This window comes from Pseudomonas sp. MONT-RG-20F-20-E-7-02, from assembly GCF_022662395.1.
Lineage (GTDB): Bacteria > Pseudomonadota > Gammaproteobacteria > Pseudomonadales > Pseudomonadaceae > Aquipseudomonas.
Genome location: NZ_JAKNQN010000008.1, coordinates 244,984 through 262,960 on the forward strand (window position 1 = coordinate 244,984; position 17,977 = coordinate 262,960).

Annotated in this window: 16 protein-coding genes and 1 other RNA gene; 9 read left to right on the forward strand and 8 right to left on the reverse strand. The window is 58.7% G+C overall.

Going from position 1 to position 17,977, the window contains the following annotated elements; genetic code table 11:
- Positions 1-50: 50 nt before the first annotated feature.
- The 5 genes from L8I05_RS23245 to L8I05_RS23265 all read right to left on the reverse strand — a co-directional run bounded on the left by L8I05_RS23245 (position 51) and on the right by L8I05_RS23265 (position 6,178).
- On the reverse strand, positions 51-305 hold the full coding sequence (locus tag L8I05_RS23245) for a DUF6124 family protein (RefSeq protein WP_242171694.1): 255 nt from the start codon (positions 303-305) through the stop codon (positions 51-53).
- 381 nt (positions 306-686) lie between these two features.
- Positions 687-1,083, reverse strand: a transfer-messenger RNA (tmRNA) gene (ssrA, locus tag L8I05_RS23250).
- Between the two features lie 104 nt (positions 1,084-1,187).
- Positions 1,188-1,466 carry a hypothetical protein gene (locus tag L8I05_RS23255; RefSeq protein WP_159959967.1) on the reverse strand — a complete coding sequence of 93 codons (279 nt, stop codon included), beginning with the start codon at positions 1,464-1,466 and terminating at the stop codon, positions 1,188-1,190.
- A 136-nt stretch (positions 1,467-1,602) separates the two neighbouring features.
- On the reverse strand, positions 1,603-4,413 hold the full coding sequence (locus L8I05_RS23260; RefSeq protein ID WP_242171700.1) for an FAD-binding and (Fe-S)-binding domain-containing protein: 2,811 nt from the start codon (positions 4,411-4,413) through the stop codon (positions 1,603-1,605).
- Between the two features lie 70 nt (positions 4,414-4,483).
- Complete coding sequence (locus tag L8I05_RS23265) at positions 4,484-6,178, reverse strand: lactate permease LctP family transporter (RefSeq protein ID WP_242171701.1); 1,695 nt, start codon at positions 6,176-6,178, stop codon at positions 4,484-4,486.
- 251 nt (positions 6,179-6,429) lie between these two features.
- Between L8I05_RS23265 and L8I05_RS23270 the strand changes: the two genes are divergently transcribed.
- A complete protein-coding gene (locus L8I05_RS23270) occupies positions 6,430-7,197 on the forward strand; it encodes an FCD domain-containing protein (protein ID WP_177017999.1) in 768 nt (255 codons plus the stop codon).
- 37 nt (positions 7,198-7,234) lie between these two features.
- Here L8I05_RS23270 and smpB read toward each other — a convergent pair whose 3' ends face one another.
- Positions 7,235-7,717, reverse strand: a complete 483-nt coding sequence (gene smpB, locus L8I05_RS23275) for an SsrA-binding protein SmpB (RefSeq protein WP_003176160.1) — start codon at positions 7,715-7,717, stop codon at positions 7,235-7,237.
- A gap of 166 nt (positions 7,718-7,883) precedes the next feature.
- Here smpB and L8I05_RS23280 point away from each other — a divergent pair, with 166 nt between their 5' ends.
- Together L8I05_RS23280 and L8I05_RS23285 are read left to right on the forward strand one after the other, a co-directional pair.
- A complete protein-coding gene (locus L8I05_RS23280) occupies positions 7,884-8,318 on the forward strand; it encodes a type II toxin-antitoxin system RatA family toxin (RefSeq protein WP_159959962.1) in 435 nt (144 codons plus the stop codon).
- On the forward strand, positions 8,311-8,613 hold the full coding sequence (locus tag L8I05_RS23285) for an RnfH family protein (protein WP_242171702.1): 303 nt from the start codon (positions 8,311-8,313) through the stop codon (positions 8,611-8,613). The genes L8I05_RS23280 and L8I05_RS23285 overlap by 8 nt, the downstream gene beginning before the upstream one ends.
- Before the next feature lie 63 nt (positions 8,614-8,676).
- On the opposite strand, the gene L8I05_RS23290 is transcribed toward L8I05_RS23285, so the two are convergent.
- Positions 8,677-9,204: an outer membrane protein assembly factor BamE gene (locus tag L8I05_RS23290; protein WP_053258086.1), complete on the reverse strand. Its 528-nt coding sequence runs from the start codon at positions 9,202-9,204 to the stop codon at positions 8,677-8,679.
- Between the two features lie 98 nt (positions 9,205-9,302).
- Here L8I05_RS23290 and fur point away from each other — a divergent pair, with 98 nt between their 5' ends.
- Positions 9,303-9,707 (forward strand): ferric iron uptake transcriptional regulator, encoded by a 405-nt coding sequence (gene fur, locus L8I05_RS23295; RefSeq protein ID WP_017139266.1) that lies wholly within the window; start codon positions 9,303-9,305, stop codon positions 9,705-9,707.
- Positions 9,708-9,792: 85 nt separating this feature from the next.
- Here fur and recN read toward each other — a convergent pair whose 3' ends face one another.
- Positions 9,793-11,466 (reverse strand): DNA repair protein RecN, encoded by a 1,674-nt coding sequence (gene recN, locus L8I05_RS23300; RefSeq protein WP_242171703.1) that lies wholly within the window; start codon positions 11,464-11,466, stop codon positions 9,793-9,795.
- A 253-nt stretch (positions 11,467-11,719) separates the two neighbouring features.
- Here recN and grpE point away from each other — a divergent pair, with 253 nt between their 5' ends.
- From grpE to carA, 5 genes are all read left to right on the forward strand, one after another.
- Positions 11,720-12,280: a nucleotide exchange factor GrpE gene (gene grpE, locus L8I05_RS23305; RefSeq protein ID WP_017139264.1), complete on the forward strand. Its 561-nt coding sequence runs from the start codon at positions 11,720-11,722 to the stop codon at positions 12,278-12,280.
- 102 nt (positions 12,281-12,382) lie between these two features.
- Positions 12,383-14,296, forward strand: coding sequence for a molecular chaperone DnaK (gene dnaK, locus L8I05_RS23310; protein WP_242171704.1), 1,914 nt, complete (start codon positions 12,383-12,385; stop codon positions 14,294-14,296).
- Between the two features lie 316 nt (positions 14,297-14,612).
- Positions 14,613-15,737, forward strand: a complete 1,125-nt coding sequence (dnaJ, locus tag L8I05_RS23315) for a molecular chaperone DnaJ (protein ID WP_177017997.1) — start codon at positions 14,613-14,615, stop codon at positions 15,735-15,737.
- Between the two features lie 10 nt (positions 15,738-15,747).
- Positions 15,748-16,554, forward strand: coding sequence for a 4-hydroxy-tetrahydrodipicolinate reductase (gene dapB, locus L8I05_RS23320; RefSeq protein WP_177017996.1), 807 nt, complete (start codon positions 15,748-15,750; stop codon positions 16,552-16,554).
- Between the two features lie 259 nt (positions 16,555-16,813).
- A complete protein-coding gene (gene carA / locus L8I05_RS23325) occupies positions 16,814-17,950 on the forward strand; it encodes a glutamine-hydrolyzing carbamoyl-phosphate synthase small subunit (RefSeq protein WP_122774187.1) in 1,137 nt (378 codons plus the stop codon).
- Positions 17,951-17,977: the final 27 nt, after the last annotated feature.

Consider the following 17,977-nt stretch of genomic DNA (forward strand, 5'->3'; position numbering starts at 1 on the left):
GGGATTCTAGAGGGCGAGGCGTTGTGAGGCGGCTCGCCCTTTTTCGTTTCTTAAGACTGAGGCGGTTCGCTGTGGAAGGGCTGCGTGTTCAATACGCGGTTGATTAACAGCTCGCCGAGTACGATCAGTTGCTGCGCCGCGAGCAACTTGTGGCGGTGCGAGCCTTCAAGCTCGAAAGCCAGGTCGGTGGTCATGGCGTTCAGTGAGGCGAGGGTTTCGCTGGCTTGGATCAGCAGGGTTTCTGCGGGAATGTCTGAGGCGAGGGTGAAGAGGGTTATTGGGGGATTAGGGGTGATTTTTTTCATGATGAAGCTCCCACACTGTTTAAGGAGCTACCGCCCCCTGCTGTCAAACAGGATTGGGTGGCAGCTGTACGCGGGTTGACAGACCGGAAGTGTAGGAACCCGGCGCACCCGAAGATGCCCCACGCACAGCCGCCATGAACGAGACGGAACATGCAAAGCATGCCGCTAAATCAAGGGGTGTGAAAGGTTACACTTTTCGGCCTGTCAAAGCCGGTCGCTGATAGGCAGCGACGGGGGAACGTTAGCGTTGTGGTGGGGGCTGCGCCAGTTCACCAACGGCGCGACATCTTGAAGGAAATATCCGAAGGCCCACCGGCCGGGTTTTCCAAACCCCAGAAACAACAAAACCCGCACTAGGCGGGTTCTGTCGATGCTTCGAATTGGTGGAGCCGGGGGGATTTGAACCCCCGTCCGCCAGTACTCCGCTGTCGGTACTACATGCGTAGCCGTTTCTATTAAGTTAACCCTCAGCGACCCGAAGGGCAGGGTGCTTTGGGCGAGTTGTGTAAGTTTTAGCCGCTTCGTCCACAACGTACTGCACGGCGATTCTGTTCTATATGACAATCACTTTGGGTTTACAGACATCCCCTGGTGATTGCTGGACCCGAAGGTACCAGAAGCTCAGGGCTAAGGCTGCTTACGCAGCGAGAGCGAATTCCTGGCCGTAGTTTTCGTCATTGGCAACTATAAGAAGTTGCAACAGTGGATTTACGAGTTCTGTTACCAACTCGGCATGCACCTAAAGTTTCGCGACCGGCGTCGAATCCTAAACGGCCCCGTGCTTGTAACTCGTTGTTTCATAGTGAGTGACAAGCCTGTGCAGTGTACGCCAAACGTTCGCGGAAGGCCAACCCGAAGGTTGGCCGCCAACGAGTAAAGGGCTTATTGGCCGCCTTTCTCGCTGTTCTGCAAATCCTGGATGGCTTTGGAGGTGATCTCGATGCACTTCTTGTCATCGCCGGCCGCGTGGGCAGCCTTTGCCTGGGAGACCGCCGTGTCAATCTCGCCGCTTTTACCGCTGGTGTCGGTGGCGAGCAGCGCTTTACCGTTGTTGATTTTGTCCAGGTTGATCTGGCAGAGGTCTTTGTCACCGGCTGCAAACACAGGGGCGGCCATCATCGCAGCGGTAATGAACAAGCCAGCAAGAGCGGAACGCTTCATAGGGTATCTCCTTGCGAAAAAGGGCTCGACGCTACTGGCGTTCAAGGGCTGCCAGTGACATCACTGATGAGCCTCGTTCAACGAGGCCTATGCAGATGACTACGCCGGCGCGCAGGGGTTCGGTTTCATTGGCTATTTAATGCGCCCGCGCCTGGGTGACCCGGTCCACGAGGTACACCAAGCCGTGATAATCAATGCCTCCATGCTGGCTCAGGCCGATCTCGCACGTGCGGCTGGTGGAGATGCCTTCGCTGCAATATTGCACCGCGTCCTTGAGCGAGCGCAGTGAGTGGGCGTTGAGTTCCGGCGTGGTAAAGCCTTTGTCGCCGGCAAAGCCGCAGCAGTGGATGCCTTCCGGGATTACCACGTTTTTTGAGCAGCGCCGCGCGAGATCAATCAATGCCTGGCTTTCGCCCAGGTGCTGGGTGCTGCAGGTGACGTGCACGGCGATGGGCGCTTCCTGCGGTGTGAAGTCGAGGCGGTCCATCAGGTGGGTGCGGATAAAACGCACCGGGTCGTAGAGGTCCAGACGCGTTTCGCCGAGGTCTTGCACCAATCGCAGGGTGCACGGGCTGGTGTCGCAATAGATCGGGTCGAGGCCGCCACGGCTGGCGTGGAGCAGCGCGCCGATCAGTTCCTGGCGTTTGTGTTCGGCCTGTTCGGCATAGCCTTTGGAGGCGAAGGGCTGGCCGCAGCACAGGCTGTCCTGGTTGTCGGGGAACACGACTTGGTAACCGGCTTTTTCCAATAGGCCTCGGGTTTTGTCGTACAGCGACATCTGCTCTTTATCACCCGCCGCCGGGCCCATGGCGCGTGAGACGCAAGCTGCGAGGTAGACCACCCGTGGTCGCTCATCGGCCACGGCCGGGCTGAAGCGAATGGCTTTTTCCGGCTGCGGCATGGCGTTGGTCCACTGCGGGATGTGGCCCTTGGACAGTTTGGTCACCGTGGCAGACAACTTGGCCAGGCGCGGCGCGCCCAGGAGCATGCGCGCGCCATTGGCGACATGCAGGGTAAACCGCGCACCTTGCAACGCGGTGGCGAAATGGCTGGCCAGCCAGTCGGCAGTTTTCGTACGGTCGGCATCACGTGCGCGCAGCTTTTTCACCAGGTCGCCGGTATTAATGCCTACAGGGCAGCGTTGCGCGCACAACCCGGTGGCGGCGCAGGTGTCGATGCCTTGGTAGTGGTAGGCGGCTTCCAATTCGGTGGTGTCGACGCCTGCGCGTTTCTTCGCCTGAATGTCGCGCCAGATCACAATGCGCTGGCGCGGGCTCAAGGTCAGGCCCTTCGATGGGCAGACCGGCTCGCAGAAACCGCACTCGATGCACTTATCCACAATCTCGTCGGCGGCAGGCAATGGCTTGAGATGTTTTAAGTGAATTTGCGGGTCTTCGCTAAGCACCACGTCGGGGTTGAGAATGCCGTTCGGATCGAGCAGGCGTTTGAGCTGCCACATCAACTGATACGCGTCGCTGCCCCATTCCAGCTCGACGAACGGCGCCATGTTGCGGCCGGTGCCGTGCTCGGCTTTCAACGAACCGCCGAACTCCACCGCCACCAACTGAGCTACGTCGTCCATGAATGCTTGGTAGCGTGCGACTTCTTCGCTGCTGTTGAAGCCCTGGGTGAACACAAAATGCAGATTGCCTTCCAGGGCGTGTCCGAAAAGGATGGCTTCGTCGTAGTGATGTTTGTCGAACAGTTCGATCAGGCGGTTCACGCCGATGGCCAACTGCTCGACCGGGAAGGTCACGTCTTCGATGATCACCGTGGTGCCGGTTTTGCGCACGGCGCCGACGGCGGGGAAGGTGTCTTTGCGGATGGCCCACAGGCGCGCGTTTTCGGTTGGGTCTTCGGTGAAATCGACCTGTTTTTCAACAGGGAACCGCGCCAGCGACGCCATGATCAGCGCCAGTTGTTCGTGCAGCAATGACGGCGACGCAGCGCGGGACTCGATCAGCAGCGCGCAGGCATTTTCTGATAGCTGCTGTACGAAAGCGGGCATGCCCGGTTTGTCCTGTACCGAGCGCATGCTGCGCCGGTCGAGCAACTCGACGGCCGAGACCGGTTGGGACTTGAGCACCGTAACGGCGTTGCAGCAGGTCTCGACATCCGGAAACACAATCAGCGCTGACGCCTTGTTCGGGGGATCAATCACCGTGTCGTACGTCACCGCACTGATAAAGCCCAAGGTGCCTTCGGAACCGACCAGCAGGTGGCTGAGAATATCCAGGGGCTCGTCAAAATCCACCAAGGCATTGAGTGACAGGCCGGTGGTATTTTTCAGACGGTATTTGTGGCGGATTTTGGCGGCCAATTCAGTGTTTGCCCGCGTCTCGCGGCCGAGTGTGGCCAGGCGCTCAAGCAGCGCGCCGTGTTGATGGCGAAATGCGCTGACGCTGGCGGAGTCTTCGGTATCCAGGCGGCTGCCGTCAGCCAGTACCAGGCGAATACCGGCCAGGGTGTGGTAGGTGTTTTGCGCCGTGCCACAGCACATGCCGCTGGCGTTGTTGGCGACGATGCCGCCGATTTTGCAGGCATTGATCGACGCCGGGTCCGGCCCGATCTTGCGCCCGAACGGTGCGAGCCAGGCATTGGCCTGTGCGCCGATCACGCCGGGTTGCAGGCGAATCTGCGTGCCTTGGCCGCGAATCTCGCGGCCATTCCAGTTGTCACCCAGCACGATCAGCACCGAGTCGCTGATGGCTTGACCGGACAAGCTGGTGCCCGCCGCGCGGAAGGTGACGGACACGTGATCACGCTGGGCCAATTGCAGCAGTGCCACCACTTCGTCCTCCGACTCGACGCGAATCACCAGCTGTGGGATGAGTCGGTAAAAGCTGGCGTCGGTGCCGAAGGCGAGGGTGGAAAGTGGATCGTCGAAGCGGCGATCTTTCGGGATCAGTTGTGCGACGTCGCTCAGGAAAGCAGCAGGCAGGCTCATCGGTCCTCCAGAAATAGCAGACGCCGGCATGGTTGTCCGGCGTCGATTCTTACCCTATTGCGTGCAGGTCTCAGTGCACCAGCATACCGGTGAACCAGTAGGCCTGCGCCAGCGTGATCAGCCCGACGATGGTGGCGAAGAACAGGCTGTGCTTGAGGGTAAAGCGGAACAGATCAGATTCTTTGCCGACCAGGCCGGTAGCCGCACAGGCCACGGCGATCGACTGCGGCGAGATCATCTTGCCGGTCACGCCGCCGCTGGTATTGGCGGCGACCAACAACACGTCGTTGACGCCGATCTGGTGCGCGGTGGTGGCTTGCAGCGAGCTGAACAGGGCGTTGGACGAGGTGTCGGAGCCCGTCAGGAAAACCCCCAGCCAGCCGAGGAAAGGCGAGAAGAACGGGAAAGCCGCGCCCGTGCCAGCCAGTACCAGCGCCATGGTTGAAGACATGCCGGAGTAATTGGTGACGAAGGCGAACGCCAGCACCATGCCGATCGACAGAATCGGCCAGCGCAGCTCGTAGAAGGTCTCTTTTAAAGTGGTAAGACCAGTTTTAGCGTCGATTTTAAGCACCAGCATCGAAACCAATGCGGAAAAGAAAATTGCGGTGCCGGTGGCTGAAATCGGGTCCAGCTTGAACACGGCGGGGATTGCCGTCGGGTTGGTAACGATGGGGGCGACTTTGATCACCAATTGATCCAGGTGCGGGATCGCAAAGTTGAAGACCCAGCTGTACATCGAACCGCCCGCCGCGAACATTGCTTTGAACGGCTTGAGGGTCCAGATGGTGACCAATACGGTCAGGATCAGGAACGGCGACCAGGCCTTGAAAATCTGCCCCAGGCTGTAGGGCGAAGCGACTGTTTGGCGCGGCTGACCGAAGCCGCCGACACTGGCGGTAACCGCGGCGCTGGACGTGGCGCCGGCAATCTGCGCGCCTGCGGTGCGCTTGGGTTGCCAGACTTTCAGGAACAGCGTCAGAGCAATCAGGCTGGCCAGGGCTGAGGTGATGTCCGGCAGTTCCGGGCCGATGAAGTTGGAGGTGAAGTATTGAGTGACGGCAAAGCTCAGGCCGGCCACCAGTGCGGCTGGCCAGGTTTCGCGAACGCCGCGCAGGCCGTCCATCATGAACACCAGCCAGAACGGCACGAACAGCGACAGCAGTGGCAGCTGGCGACCGGTCATGGCGCCGATTTTAAACGCGTCGATGCCGGTGACTTGCCCGGCGACAATGATCGGAATGCCCAGTGCGCCGAAGGCCACTGGCGCGGTGTTGGCGATCAGGCACAGGCCGGCGGCGTACAGTGGGTTGAAACCCAGGCCGACCAGCAGTGCAGCGGTGATGGCCACGGGCGCACCGAAACCGGCGGCACCTTCCAGGAACGCGCCGAAACAAAAGCCGATCAGCAAGACCTGCAAGCGTTGGTCGTCGGTGATCGACAAAACCGAGCTGCGGATGATCTCGAACTGGCCGCTCTTGACCGTCAGTTTGTAAAGGAATACGGCCGCAACGATGATCCACGCAATAGGCCACAGGCCGTAGGCAAATCCATAACCGGCAGCAGCCAGCGCCATGTCCACGGGCATCTGGAAGGCAAAGATCGCTACCAGGATCGACAGCGCCAAGGTGATGCTGCCGGCGACGTGGCCTTTGAGCCGAAAAACGGCCAGCGCGAGGAAGAAGAACACGATCGGAATAACGGCGGCCAGTGCGGACAGGCCGAGGCTGCCCAGAGGGCTGTAGAGCTGTTGCCAGGTTTGCATATGGGGTGGCCCCTGATTGTTGTTGTTTGGTCAGCTTGGATAATTGGTAAGACCAATTTACAGTCGCTGTCGGCTAGAGTAAAAGCCTTGGGTGGGGTGTGTCAATTTGCCGCTTTCGAAACAGGGGGCGCGGGTGGCTCGCAGAGTGGATCTGATCTGATCAATCGAAGGCGTTCTGATAGGTGCCGCCAGCGCGGCGATAGGCCAGAATAGAGGGCCCGGCGAGTGGTCGGGATTGTGGAGAGTGAGTTATGGGGTTTGATCAGGTGCGGCAGCGCCGTTTGTCTGACGATATCGTCGAGCAGCTCGAGGGCATGATCCTTGAGGGCACGCTGAAGTCGGGCGAGCGCTTGCCGGCCGAGCGCGCTCTGGCTGAGCAGTTTGGCGTGTCGCGCCCATCGTTGCGTGAGGCGATCCAGAAACTGGCGGCCAAGGGGTTGCTGGTCAGCCGCCAGGGCGGCGGCAACTATGTGGCGGATTCCTTGGGGTCGACGTTCAGTGACCCGCTGCTGCACCTTCTGGAAAATAACCCCGAGGCTCAGCGTGACCTGCTGGAATTTCGCCAGACCCTTGAAGCGTCATGTGCATATTACGCCGCGCAGCGCGCCACCGAGGTCGACCGCGAGCGTTTGACCGCAGCGTTTGAGGCGTTACAGGATTGCTACACGCGCGTTGATGAAGTGAGCCGGGCGGAAGAGGGTGCGGCGGATGCGCGGTTTCACTTGGCCATTGCCGAGGCCAGTCATAACGCCGTGTTGCTGCACACCATTCGCGGGTTGTTCGACCTGCTCAAGCGTAATGTGGTGACCAACATCGGCGGCATGTACCAGCAGCGTACGGAAACCCGCGACATGCTGATCAGTCAGCATAGGGATTTGTACCTGGCGATTATTGAGGGGCGGGCCGAGCAGGCGCGAGAAGTCTCAACACGTCACCTGCTGTATGTGCAGGAAGTGTTGGAAGAAGTGCGTCAGGAAGTTCAGCGCGTGGCTCGGGCGGAGCGGCGTAAAGGCATGTAGCCCGGGGTGTTCACCCAAGGCTACATTGTCACAAGGATTACTCTTCCTTGCCCTTGTTGCGCACGGCGCGATGCAGCTCACGGTTGGAGTCGCGTTCACGCTCGGTATCGCGCTTGTCGTATTCCTTTTTACCCTTGCCCAGTGCGATCTCACACTTGACCAGGTGCTTGCTCCAATACCAGGACAGGCAGATGCAGGCATAGCCTTTCTGCTGTACGGCGGCGGCGAGCTTTTCCAGTTCGCGTGCGTTGAGCAATAGCTTGCGCGTGCGCACCGGGTCGGCAATCACGTGGGTGCTCGCGGTGGTCAGCGGGGTGATATGACTGCCGAGCAGCCAGGCCTCGCCATCTTTGAGCAATACGTAGCTGTCGACCAGTTGCAGCTTGCTGGCGCGCAGACTTTTTACTTCCCAGCCGGCCAGGACCAGACCAGCCTCGAACCGATGTTCGATGAAGTAATCGTGTCGCGCCTTTTTATTTTGCGCGATGGTCCCTGTGGGGTGTTTCTTTTGTTTAGCCATAGGGGCGGCATTATAGGGAGTTGCGAGCGTGTCGGCTACGGTCAACCTGCGTGCTTGAGCGTGTTGGACGAATCCCGGACAATACCGGCAGTTCTTCGGTTTTTTTCTCTCGCGGATTGGGCTGTTCTTTCGCGATGTTTGCCTCAGCAGTGGAAGTAACGCGCACATGACGACGCACATTCAACGTTCGGCCTTACTGCCTTATCCGGCACAGGCGCTCTATGACCTGGTCAACGACGTGGCGCGTTACCCGGAATTCCTGCCGTGGTGCTCTGCCGCCGAGGTGCTGGAGAGCAGTGACGAGCATATGGTTGCCAGTGTCGGCGTCGCCAAGGCGGGTATGAGTCAGCATTTTGTTACACGCAATATCCTGGTGCCTGGGCAATCCATTGAAATGAACCTGCAGGAGGGGCCGTTCACCCAACTGCACGGTGTGTGGGTATTCAAGGCGCTGACTGACAAGGCCTGTAAGATAAGCCTCGATTTGTCCTTTGATTACGCGGGGCCCATCGTGCGGGCGACGTTGGGGCCTTTGTTCAATCAGGCTGCCAATACCTTGGTGGATGCATTTTGTCAGCGGGCCAAGCAACTGCATGGTTGAGATTGAAGTGGTGTATGCCGCTGAGGATCGCCAGGTCCTGTTGGCGGTGACGGTGCCGTCGGGCACGAGCCTGAGGGCGGCGGTGCAGGCGTCGGGAATTGCAGCGCAGTTTCCGCAACTGACGCTGGCTGATTGCCCCTTGGGGGTATTCGGTAAAGTGGTTGCCGATGCGGATGCGCGCGCCGTGCAGCCGGGTGATCGTATTGAGATTTATCGGCCCTTGCTGGCAGACCCTAAAGAAGTGCGCAGGCTGCGCGCGGTCAAGGCGGCGATGGCCAAGCAACGCAATTCTTGATTCTGCCAATCGGCAGGCAACAAAAAGCCCGGCATGCCGGGCTTTTTGTTGTGCGCCGCAAAATTACTGCGGGGCGGTGTCCAGAGGCTGTGGCGTCGGGACTGGAACGGTTTGCACGCCGTCGACGTCCTTCTGGATCTGATCCAGCAAGGAGCCAGGCTTGGCCGGAACCTCGGACTTCGGCTTCTCCGCTTCCTGCGCAGGCGCAGTCACGTTGGTGCCGTTGTCCTTGCCCAGCAAGGCTTCATCACGGCTTACACCGGGCATGAAGTCACCGGACAGGCTGACAAGCTGGTCATTGCCATTGAAGATGACGCTGACGCGCTCCTGCTGGCGTTCACCGCCACCAGGCTGGATGCTGTAGAGATAATCCCAGCGATCGGCATGAAAAGTGTCGGTCAGCAGGGGATTGCCCATGATAAACCGTACTTGCCGTCGGGTCATTCCCGGACGTAACTGGTCTATCATGTCCTGCGTGACGACATTGCCCTGCTGGATGTCGATTTTGTAAACCCCGGGGAATGAACAACCGGCGAGTGCGAGCAGTCCCACAAGGGTGAAACTGGTTAGCAAGAGCTTGGTGTTTTGCATCGGTGGGCGACTTCCACTATCTTGGCTGGGACAACGTAAACGCCGATCATACCCGTATTAAGAGAAGCTGCGAAGCAGCATCCGCGAGAAAGCTAACCATGGTTGAAAATAGCGAACTACGCAAAGCCGGTCTTAAAGTGACTCTGCCACGAGTCAAGATTCTACAAATGCTCGATTCTGCTGAGCAGCGCCACATGAGTGCCGAGGATGTTTACAAGGCGCTGATGGAGTCTAACGAGGACGTTGGCCTGGCCACGGTTTACCGTGTGCTGACCCAGTTTGAAGCCGCAGGGCTGGTGGTTCGTCATAATTTCGACGGCGGTCATGCGGTGTTCGAATTGGCTGACGGTGGTCATCACGATCACATGGTTGACCTGGATACCAATGAGGTTATCGAGTTCACCAGTCCGGAAATCGAGAAGCTCCAGCACCAGATCGCTGAGCAGCATGGTTTCGATTTGGTGGACCATAATCTGGTTCTTTACATTCGTAAGAAAAAGTAAAAATCGACGCAGATTTGCTCTGCAAAACGATTGAAGGCGACCCTAGGGTCGCCTTCGTGCTTTCTAAATAGAAGAAAATGTGGGGTTAAGCCTTGGCTGCCACGACCATTTTCTTCGCGTGGGCCAAAGATTCTTTGGTCAGGTCGATGCCTCCGAGCATTCGTGCCACTTCTTCCACGCGTTCCGATTTATTCAGCTTCGATACAGCGGTGTGCGTCGCATCGCTGCCGCGTACTTTATGTACAAATAAATGTTGATGCCCCTGGGCGGCCACTTGTGGCAAGTGAGTCACGGTCAAGACCTGACCGCGTTCCCCCAAACGGCGCAGCAATTGGCCAACAATCTCCGCAGTCGGCCCGCCGATACCCACGTCTACTTCATCGAACACTAATGTGGGGACGCGAGAGGTCTGTGCGGTGATCACCTGGATCGCCAGGCTGATCCGCGACAGCTCGCCACCAGACGCCACTTTCGCCAGGGCCTTGAGCGGCTGGCCAGGGTTGGCGCTGACCAGCAGCTCTACCTGCTCCAGGCCGTGAGGTTGCAGTTCGTTGCTGGTGTTGGCATGCAGTTCGATAGTGAAGCGCCCGCCGGGCATGCCCAGGCGCTGAATCTCCTGCTCTACGGCATTGGCCAGGCTTGTGGCGGCTTGTTGGCGCAGCTCGCTCAGTTCGCGGGCTTTCTCGTGGTAATGCCGGGCGAAAGACGCGAGTTCGTCGCCCAAGCGCTCAATGGATTCGTCGTTGGCGTTAAGGGTTTCGATTTCATCCAGCAGTTTTTGCTGCATGGTCGCCACTTCGGTGGGCTGGATGCGATGTTTGCGCGCCAGGGTGTAGATGGTATCCAGGCGTTCTTCTATCTCCTGCAAGCGAGCCGGGTCAGCATCGAAGTGATCGAGGAAGCGGTTCAGCTCTCCTACGGCTTCTTCGACCTGGATCTGTGCGCTGGTCAGCAGCGTGGTGGCTTCATTCAGCGAGCCGGAGGCGTTGTTCACGCTGGACAGGCGATTAAGGCTCGCCGTCAGCGCGTTAAGCACATTGCCTGAATCACTTTCGCTGCATTGCTCTACCACTTGGCGGCAAATGCCCAGCAAGGTCTCGGCGTTGGTGAGGTTCTTGTGTTCCTGCTCCAACTGCTCCAGCTCGGTTTCGCCCAGGCCGAGGCTTTCCAGCTCTTCAAGCTGATAGCTCAGTAATTGATGGCGGGCGCGCTGCTCGTCGCCGGAGTTGGAGAGACGCTCCAGCTCCTGGCGGGTCTGGCGCCAACGCTGGGCGGCAAGCTGGACCTGTCGGGCCAGGTCGGTGGCGCCGGCGTATTCATCGAGCAGGCGGCGATGGGTGTCGGTTTTTAGCAGGGACTGGTGTTCATGCTGACTGTGGATATCGATGAGCAACTCGCCCAGGGCTTTCAAGTCGCCCAGGGGGCAGTGCGTGCCATTGATATAGCCACGTGAGCGCCCTTCCGCAGTGATAACGCGGCGCAGGATGCACAGGCCTTCATTATTAAGGTCGCGCTCGGCCAGCCAGGTTTCGGCTTCGGGGATGTCCGCCAGGTCGAAGGTGGCCAGGATATCGGCCTTGTCCGCGCCGGGGCGCACTACGCCACTGTCGGCTCGGTCGCCGAGCGTCAGGCCCAGGGCGTCGAGCATGATCGACTTGCCGGCACCGGTTTCGCCTGTGATTACGCTCATTCCGCGATCCAGCTCGAGGTCCAGATGTTCAACGATGGCGTAGTTATGTACAGACAGATGCACGAGCATGACGGCGCTCCCAGGTGTTAGGTCTGGTTATTTATACAGTGTTTTGTTTGGGGCTGACAATCCTGAGGCTTAGCTCGATTTGCTTGATTGAGTTGCTTTTTTAGCGCGATGGGGAATGAGCGCGCAGGAATTGATCCATGGCAGGTGAAAGACTTTTGGTAACGCTTGCGCTCTTGAACCTGGAAATTGTGGCCCCATATACCGGAACAGAAGCGCGAGTTGAGTTCGCGCATGATTTTGAAAGGAGAAATCTATGGCTGACGAACAGACGCAGGATACGCAAACTCCAGACGCCAATTCGGCTGCCGGTGATGAACTGGCGACTCGTGTGCAAGTGCTCGAAGAGCAATTGGCTGCTGCGCAGGATCAATCGTTGCGTGTTGCCGCCGATCTGCAGAACGTCCGCCGCCGCGCCGAGCAGGATGTCGAGAAAGCTCACAAATTCGCATTGGAAAAATTCGCCAATGACCTGCTGCCGATCATCGACAGCCTGGAGCGTGGCCTTGAATTGTCCAACCCGGACGACGAAAACATCCGCCCAATGCGCGAAGGGATCGAGCTGACCCTGAAAATGTTCCAGGACACCCTGAAGCGTTATCAGTTGGAAGCCATCGATCCGCAAGGCGGCGAGCCGTTCAATGCAGAGCATCATCAAGCCATGGCCATGCAGGAAAGCCATGACCTTGAGCCGAACAGCGTATTGAAAGTATTCCAGAAGGGTTACCAGCTCAACGGTCGCTTGCTGCGCCCGGCAATGGTGGTGGTGAGCAAGGCTCCTGCACCTGTTGCACCTTCTATTGATGAGCAGGCTTGAAATCCGCCGCAAGGCCCCCATTTATAAGTCAAGCGTTTAAGTGCTACCGCAGTTAGCCACCACTGCTGCGGCAACCAAATTAAAGTTTCGGGAGAGTAAATCATGGGCAAAATTATCGGTATCGACCTGGGGACTACCAACTCCTGCGTCTCCGTGCTGGAAAACGGTGTTGCTAAAGTTATCGAAAACGCCGAAGGCGCGCGTACCACGCCGTCGATCATTGCTTACGCCAACGACGGTGAAATCCTCGTCGGTCAGTCGGCCAAGCGTCAGGCTGTAACCAACCCGCATAACACCCTGTACGCGGTGAAGCGTCTGATCGGTCGTAAGTTCGACGAAGAAGTCGTGCAGAAAGACATCAAGATGGTCCCTTACAAAATCGCCAAGGCTGACAACGGTGACGCCTGGGTTGAAGTAAACGGCCAGAAAATGTCGCCGCCGCAAATCTCGGCTGAAATCTTGAAAAAGATGAAGAAAACCGCCGAAGACTACCTCGGTGAAGCAGTGACTGAAGCGGTGATCACCGTTCCGGCCTACTTCAACGACAGCCAGCGCCAGGCGACCAAAGACGCCGGCCGCATTGCGGGCCTGGACGTAAAACGTATCATCAACGAACCAACCGCAGCCGCTCTGGCTTACGGTATGGACAAGGCCAAGGGCGACCACACCGTGATCGTTTACGACCTGGGTGGCGGTACTTTCGACGTCTCCGTGATCGAGATCGCTGAAGTGGACGGCGAGCACCAGTTTGAAGTCTTGGCCACCAACGGTGACACCTTCCTGGGTGGTGAAGACTTTGACATTCGTCTGATCGACTACCTCGTTGACGAATTCAAGAAAGAAAGCGGCATGAACCTCAAAGGTGACCCGCTGGCCATGCAGCGTCTGAAAGAAGCCGCTGAGAAAGCCAAGATCGAGCTGTCTTCCGCACAGTCGACCGACGTGAACCTGCCGTACATCACTGCAGACGCTACCGGTCCTAAGCACTTGAACGTGAAGATCTCGCGCTCCAAGCTGGAAGCACTGGTTGAAGACCTGGTTCAACGTACCATCGAGCCTTGCCGCATCGCGCTGAAAGACTCCGGTATCGACGTGGGTTCGATCAACGACGTGATCCTGGTCGGCGGTCAAACCCGTATGCCACTGGTTCAGAAGCTGGTTACCGAGTTCTTCGGCAAAGAAGCCCGTAAAGACGTGAACCCGGACGAAGCTGTTGCCATGGGTGCTGCTATCCAGGGTGCGGTACTGGCCGGCGACGTGAAAGACGTGTTGCTGCTGGACGTCAGCCCGCTGACCCTGGGTATTGAAACCATGGGTGGCGTGATGACTGCGCTGATCGAGAAAAACACCACGATTCCTACCAAGAAATCGCAAGTGTTCTCGACTGCCGACGACAACCAGGGCGCTGTGACCATTCACGTGCTGCAAGGTGAGCGTAAGCAAGCCGCTCAGAACAAGTCCCTGGGCAAGTTCGACCTGGCTGAGATTCCACCAGCACCACGTGGCGTGCCACAAATTGAAGTGACCTTCGACATCGACGCCAACGGCATCCTGCACGTAGGCGCTAAAGACAAGGCCACCGGCAAAGAGCAGAAGATCACCATCAAGGCGAACTCCGGTCTTTCTGATGAAGAAATTCAACAGATGATTCGTGATGCTGAAGCCAACGCTGATGCGGATGCCAAGTTTGCCGAGCTGGCCGGCGCCCGTAACCAAGGTGATGCCCTGGTTCACTCGACGCGCAAAATGATCGCCGACGCGGGCGAAAAAGTGACTGCTGAAGAGAAAACCGCGATCGAAGCTGCTGTGGTTGCCCTGGAAGCCGCTATCAAAGGCGACGACAAGGCTGCCATCGAGGCCAAGATTGAGGAACTGTCGAAGGTCTCCGCGCCGGTTGCTCAGAAAATGTACGCCGAACAAGGCCAGCCGGCAGAGGGTGCTGCACACGCAGAGCCTGAAGCCAAGCACGACGACGTTGTCGATGCCGAGTTCGAAGAAGTCAAAGACCAGAAGTAAGTTGGTCGCCCGGTTGACCGCTATCAAGCGGTGACTGGTAGGATGTCGCCGCGCGGGAGCTTGCTCCCGCGTTGGCGTGTCTGGGGTATGCGAATTTTTACAACATGCGACAAGGTTCGGATGTTGGCGGTGTGATCGGGAATGCTCCTGCTTCCTGGCGACAGTCACCGCGTTTTTGGCCGGGTCCCTGGCTGAAAGCAGTAATGACCAGGATCGTTGAATTGACGTGAGTTGGGTCCGGGCCTGTATTGGGGCTCAACGAGTTTGGCAAGGCTCAGGAGGGTCTCGCCGAACGTCCTTAAGAGTGCAAAGACTTATGGCAAAGCGTGACTATTACGAAGTGTTGGGTGTGGAGCGCGGCTCCAGCGAGGCGGACCTGAAAAAGGCTTACCGTCGCCTGGCGATGAAGCACCACCCGGACCGTAATCCGGATAGCAAAGAATCCGAAGAGCTGTTCAAAGAGGCCAATGAGGCCTACGAGTGCCTGTCTGATCCCAACAAGCGCGCGGCCTACGACCAGTACGGCCATGCCGGCGTTGACCCAAGCATGGGCGGCGGCGGTGCCGGTTTTGGCGGTCAGAATTTCTCCGATATTTTCGGCGACGTATTCAGCGACTTCTTCGGCGGTGGCCGTGGCGGTCAGCGTGGCGGCGCCCAGCGCGGCAGTGACCTGCGCTACACCCTGGAATTGAACCTGGAGGAGGCCGTGCGCGGCACCACCGTCAATATTCGGGTGCCGACGCTGGTCAATTGCAAGCCGTGCGATGGCTCGGGTGCCAAGAAAGGCTCCTCGCCGATTACCTGCCCGACGTGCGGCGGTATTGGCCAAGTGCGTATGCAGCAGGGCTTCTTCTCGGTGCAGCAGACCTGCCCGCGTTGCCATGGCCAGGGCAAGATCATTTCCGATCCATGCGATTCCTGCCACGGCGAAGGCCGCGTCGAAGAGTACAAGACCCTCTCGGTCAAAGTGCCGGCGGGCGTGGATACCGGTGACCGCATTCGCCTGTCGGGCGAAGGTGAGGCGGGGACTCAGGGTGGGCCTACGGGCGACCTGTATGTGGTGATCAATGTGCGCGAGCACTCGATCTTCCAGCGCGACGGCAAGCACCTGTTCTGTGAAGTGCCGATCAGCTTTGTCGACGCGGCCCTGGGTGGCGAGTTGGAGATTCCGACGCTGGACGGTCGGGTCAAGCTCAAGATTCCCGAAGGTACGCAGACCGGCAAGCAGTTCCGTATCCGAGGCAAAGGCGTTGCGCCTGTGCGCGGTGGCGGTGCTGGTGACCTGATGTGCCGCGTAGCGGTGGAAACACCCGTCAACCTGGGCCGTCGTCAGCGCGAACTGCTGGAAGAGTTCCGCAGCTCGTTGGAAGGCGATGACTCCCATTCGCCGAAAACCACCGGTTTTTTCGATGGTGTGAAGCGCTTCTTCGGCGACCTGTAAGGAAGTGAGTATGCGACGTATAGCCGTAATGGGCGCTGCCGGGCGCATGGGCAAGACGCTGGTAGAGGCGGTGCAGCAGCGCTCGCCGGCCTCCGGGCTGACCGCGGCGATCGTTCGTCCGGGCAGCACGTTGATCGGTGCGGATGCCGGTGAGTTGGCCTCGCTGGGGCGTATCGGTGTGTCGTTGTCGGGTAACCTCGAGCAGGTGGCTGATGAGTTCGACGTGCTGATCGACTTCACCCTGCCGGAAGTGATGCTGAAAAACCTGGCGTTCTGCCGCAAGGCGGGCAAGGCCATGGTGATCGGTACCACGGGCTTGAGCGTTGAGCAGAAGCAGTTGCTGGTCGAGGCGGGCAAGGATATTCCGATCGTCTTCGCGGCCAACTTCAGTGTCGGCGTGAACCTGTCGCTCAAGTTGCTGGACCTGGCGGCGCGTGTGCTGGGCGATGAGGCGGATATCGAGATTATCGAAACCCATCACCGTCACAAGATCGATGCGCCGTCGGGTACTGCGTTGCGTATGGGTGAGGCGATCGCCGACGCGCTGGGGCGTGACCTGTCGAAAGTCGCTGTTTACGGCCGTGAAGGGCATACCGGTGAGCGTGCGCGTGACACCATCGGCTTCGCCACTGTGCGCGGCGGTGATGTGGTCGGCGATCACACCGTGCTGTTCGCCACGGAAGGTGAGCGCCTGGAGATCACGCATAAAGCGTCAAGCCGCATGACCTTCGCCAAGGGCGCGGTACGTGCCGCGCTCTGGTTGGAAGGTCGCGAGGCAGGGCTGTATGACATGCGTGATGTGCTGGATCTGCACTAATCAGTAGCTAAAACGGGGCCTCAGGATTATCCTGAGGCCCCGTTTTTACCCGCTAAGCGACGTCCTGTCGCATTCCCCTGCCTTTAAGGCTCATTAGCGGTGGACCAAAAAAGCCTTTTTCTGTAAGCTACAGCTTTAGTGTGTCCACTAAAAGCGCGCAGAATAATTCAGTGAAGAAGCGGGGTGACGTGTCCATACGTCACTCCGCTTTTTTACAACCTGCGATCGCCCTTTCAGGCTTTATTTACGGGAGGTCTTCTTGACTAAGCCAGCCATACTCGCCCTTGCTGATGGCAGCATTTTTCGCGGCGAAGCCATTGGAGCCGACGGTCAAACCGTTGGAGAGGTAGTGTTTAACACTGCCATGACCGGCTATCAGGAAATCCTTACTGATCCTTCCTACGCCCAGCAGATCGTTACCCTGACCTATCCGCACATCGGCAACACCGGTACTACACCGGAAGACGTCGAGTCTGATCGTGTCTGGTCGGCCGGTCTGGTGATTCGTGACCTGCCACTGGTTGCGAGCAACTGGCGTAACACGATGTCGCTGTCCGATTACCTGAAAGCCAACAACGTTGTGGCGATCGCCGGTATCGATACGCGCCGCCTCACGCGCATCCTGCGTGAAAAAGGCTCGCAGAACGGCTGCATCATGGTCGGTGACAATATTTCCGAAGAAGCAGCGATTGCTGCAGCGCAAGGCTTCCCTGGCCTGAAAGGCATGGACCTGGCGAAAGTTGTCAGCGTCAAAGAGAAGTATGAGTGGCGCTCCACTGTCTGGGACTTGAAGACCGACAGCCATGCGACCATCGAAGCCAGCGAGTTGCCTTATCACGTGGTCGCTTATGACTACGGCGTTAAGTACAACATCCTGCGCATGCTGGTTGAGCGCGGCTGCCGCGTGACCGTCGTACCGGCGCAAACGCCGGCCAGCGACGTACTGGCCCTGCAACCGGACGGCGTGTTCCTGTCCAACGGCCCGGGTGACCCGGAGCCATGCGACTACGCCATCCAGGCCATCAAGGAAGTGCTGGAAACCGAGATCCCGGTGTTCGGTATTTGCCTCGGTCACCAACTGCTGGCCCTGGCCTCCGGCGCCAAGACCCTGAAAATGGGCCATGGCCATCACGGTGCCAACCACCCAGTGCAAGACCTGGACACTGGCGTGGTGATGATCACCAGCCAGAACCACGGCTTTGCGGTGGATGAAGCGACCTTGCCGGCTAACGTGCGTGCGATTCACAAGTCGCTGTTCGACGGTTCCCTGCAAGGCATCGAACGCACCGACAAGAGCGCGTTCAGCTTCCAGGGCCACCCTGAAGCAAGCCCGGGCCCGAACGACGTAGCGCCGCTGTTCGACCGTTTCATCAATGAGATGGCCAAGCGACGCTGACTGAGTGGCGTGCGGGCGGCCCCGAGT

What these genes read in the sequence shown, in the direction of transcription:
- dapB (WP_177017996.1), top strand. Translation starts at nt 15,748, where the DNA reads ATGCGACGTATAGCCGTAATGGGCGCTGCCGGGCGCATGGGCAAGACG.
- grpE (WP_017139264.1), top strand. Translation starts at nt 11,720, where the DNA reads ATGGCTGACGAACAGACGCAGGATACGCAAACTCCAGACGCCAATTCG.
- recN (WP_242171703.1), bottom strand. Translation starts at nt 11,466, where the DNA reads ATGCTCGTGCATCTGTCTGTACATAACTACGCCATCGTTGAACATCTG.
- L8I05_RS23255 (WP_159959967.1), bottom strand. Translation starts at nt 1,466, where the DNA reads ATGAAGCGTTCCGCTCTTGCTGGCTTGTTCATTACCGCTGCGATGATG.
- dnaK (WP_242171704.1), top strand. Translation starts at nt 12,383, where the DNA reads ATGGGCAAAATTATCGGTATCGACCTGGGGACTACCAACTCCTGCGTC.
- dnaJ (WP_177017997.1), top strand. Translation starts at nt 14,613, where the DNA reads ATGGCAAAGCGTGACTATTACGAAGTGTTGGGTGTGGAGCGCGGCTCC.
- L8I05_RS23290 (WP_053258086.1), bottom strand. Translation starts at nt 9,204, where the DNA reads ATGCAAAACACCAAGCTCTTGCTAACCAGTTTCACCCTTGTGGGACTG.
- smpB (WP_003176160.1), bottom strand. Translation starts at nt 7,717, where the DNA reads ATGGCTAAACAAAAGAAACACCCCACAGGGACCATCGCGCAAAATAAA.
- L8I05_RS23280 (WP_159959962.1), top strand. Translation starts at nt 7,884, where the DNA reads ATGACGACGCACATTCAACGTTCGGCCTTACTGCCTTATCCGGCACAG.
- fur (WP_017139266.1), top strand. Translation starts at nt 9,303, where the DNA reads ATGGTTGAAAATAGCGAACTACGCAAAGCCGGTCTTAAAGTGACTCTG.
- L8I05_RS23265 (WP_242171701.1), bottom strand. Translation starts at nt 6,178, where the DNA reads ATGCAAACCTGGCAACAGCTCTACAGCCCTCTGGGCAGCCTCGGCCTG.
- L8I05_RS23270 (WP_177017999.1), top strand. Translation starts at nt 6,430, where the DNA reads ATGGGGTTTGATCAGGTGCGGCAGCGCCGTTTGTCTGACGATATCGTC.
- L8I05_RS23245 (WP_242171694.1), bottom strand. Translation starts at nt 305, where the DNA reads ATGAAAAAAATCACCCCTAATCCCCCAATAACCCTCTTCACCCTCGCC.
- L8I05_RS23260 (WP_242171700.1), bottom strand. Translation starts at nt 4,413, where the DNA reads ATGAGCCTGCCTGCTGCTTTCCTGAGCGACGTCGCACAACTGATCCCG.
- L8I05_RS23285 (WP_242171702.1), top strand. Translation starts at nt 8,311, where the DNA reads ATGGTTGAGATTGAAGTGGTGTATGCCGCTGAGGATCGCCAGGTCCTG.